Origin of the sequence: uncultured Clostridium sp., assembly GCF_934754915.1 — a bacterium.
Taxonomy (GTDB): Bacteria; Bacillota; Clostridia; order Clostridiales; family Clostridiaceae; genus Clostridium.
The window spans coordinates 1-2,192 of the sequence record NZ_CAKVKB010000303.1; the positions used below are offsets into that span (position 1 = coordinate 1).

General features: G+C 26.8%; 2 protein-coding genes and 1 riboswitch. Both genes read right to left on the reverse strand.

Going from position 1 to position 2,192, the window contains the following annotated elements:
* Positions 1-336 precede the first annotated feature (336 nt).
* Positions 337-420: riboswitch (cyclic di-GMP riboswitch) on the reverse strand.
* A 170-nt stretch (positions 421-590) separates the two neighbouring features.
* Complete coding sequence (locus Q0F58_RS19110) at positions 591-1,238, reverse strand: NAD(P)/FAD-dependent oxidoreductase (RefSeq protein ID WP_294379621.1); 648 nt, start codon at positions 1,236-1,238, stop codon at positions 591-593.
* A 196-nt stretch (positions 1,239-1,434) separates the two neighbouring features.
* On the reverse strand, positions 1,435-1,878 hold the full coding sequence (locus Q0F58_RS19115; protein WP_294379623.1) for a 3D domain-containing protein: 444 nt from the start codon (positions 1,876-1,878) through the stop codon (positions 1,435-1,437).
* Positions 1,879-2,192 lie beyond the last annotated feature (314 nt).

Genomic DNA, 2,192 nt, shown 5'->3' on the forward strand with positions numbered 1-2,192 from the left:
TACAACAGTCTTTCTTTATTTTCTCATATTTTAGTTAAATAATCTGCTTTTACCCATTACAGACTATTTAAACATTCCCTCTAAATTTAACACAAATAGAATTATAAAAATTTCTATTTTAATTACCACTAGTTGAAGATTTATCCTATCCTAACTACCAACATAAAATAAATATTACTTGAATATTTTAATTGACTATCATTACATCTTTTCCTCCTATTACTTAGAAAATATGCCTGGTAAGATAAATGCTTCTTTATTCAGTTAAAATAGAAAATAATATCTTTGATTAAAAAGAATTTCCTATAATCTAAATACAAAGAATAGAACTTACTCTTCGGCAACTGGCTGACATAGCTAAAAACTTTAGTCCCTATAGTTTTGCGTCGCTAGATTTCTCTAGGTTTGCCAATAAAATAATTAAAGGGGCTGTCGCATTAAGAAATTCAAACACTATATATAGTATATTAAATAAATCTTTTAATACTATATATTGTATAACTTTATCTTTGTGCGACAGCCCCTTTTCAACTCTTAAAATATTATTTATTAAATAAAGATTTTATTATAAAGATTACTTTTATTTTTTATTATTTCAGTACATTTTTCTTAAATTCATCTAAACCAATTCTTTCAATAAAGAAACTTAATTTTTCTCCTGCTATTCCGTTTTCTTTATAAAAATTAAAAATATTATCAATGGTTTTTAATGCTTTTTCTTCATTTAACTCCATAGCTATTATATCTGCGACTCTTGGATTATAACCTCCTGAACCACCAGCACATACAATGAATCCTGTTTTATCGGCTATTATTCCAATATCCTTGCTATAAACACTCCCGCATGCATTCCTGCATCCAGCTACGCCTATTTTTGTTCTACAGGGCACTTCCATCCATGTATATTTTTTCGAAAGTTTCATTCCTATTCCTATTGTATTGAATTTAGCTCTTTTACAAAAACCAGCTGGACACATTTCTATATTTTTAACTGAATTTGTAGATTTCACAGCAGGCTCCATATCTAAATCTTCCCATATTGCTGGTATATCTTCTTCTCTTAAATTTGTTATAAGTATTCTCTGTCCAGATGTAATTTTTAATACAGCATTGTATTTTTTGGCTGCATCAACTATTTTTTGCATGGTTTCAAGAGTTACAAACCCTCCAGGAATATGTGGAGTAATACTATAAGTTCTGTTTCCATTTCTTATTTTTTGTAAATTAGCATAATTCATAAATATCACCCTTTATTATAGATTTTCAAAGAAATTTTTAAATATAATTTGTTCTAAATCATTAAATAATATAAGTGAATTATACTATAATAAAAAAAATCCTACTGTAACAAAAGTTACAATAGAAAAAATACTATGAAAAATACAATCAGCCACCTAAAACTTAATTTTAGGTGGCTATATAAAATTTTTAGGTCTACTTTCCTGTTGAGTCTCCTAGTAATGTAACAGTAACATCTCTTACACCCCAATTATAACAATCTTGCGCAGTATCAAAATAAACATCTATTTTATTTCCTTTGATTGCTCCACCACAGTCAGCTGCGATTGCATATCCATAACCTTCTACATGTACTGCTGTATAAAATGGGATTACATCAGGATCAACTGCAATTGTACTTAATCCAAATGGCTTTCTGACACATGAAATACCAGTAGCAGTTACTCCTCCGCCAGTATAGGCAGTTGAAGAACATACAATTTCAGTATTTGAAACTGATGAAGAAGAAGTTACAGCATTTACTTTTTCATTTGCAAAAGTAAAATTAAGCATTAAAGCACAAAATAATACTCCTACAAATAATTTAAGACTTGTCCTATTAAAAATAAAACAAGAATATTTGCTGTAATTTTTTAGCATCAATTCTTTTCTCCTTTTTGTTTTTTTCTAACAAAATTAATTATACTACAATTTGTTTTTATTGTAAACATATTCAGATGTTTTTTTATATTTTTAAGGTTTTTATTTGTAATAATTGAGCAGTTTTTAATTATTTTAAGCAGATCTAATTTCCTTCTTAAAATGATAAAGCTATTATTAAAAACATACATTTTCATAATAGCTTTATTAAAAATTGAATACAGCAGATAATATTATATACTATAATAGTGCATTTTTACTTGAATAATTTTACAGTTGAATAAAAAAACAGATTCTTAGGCTATTTTTAATGA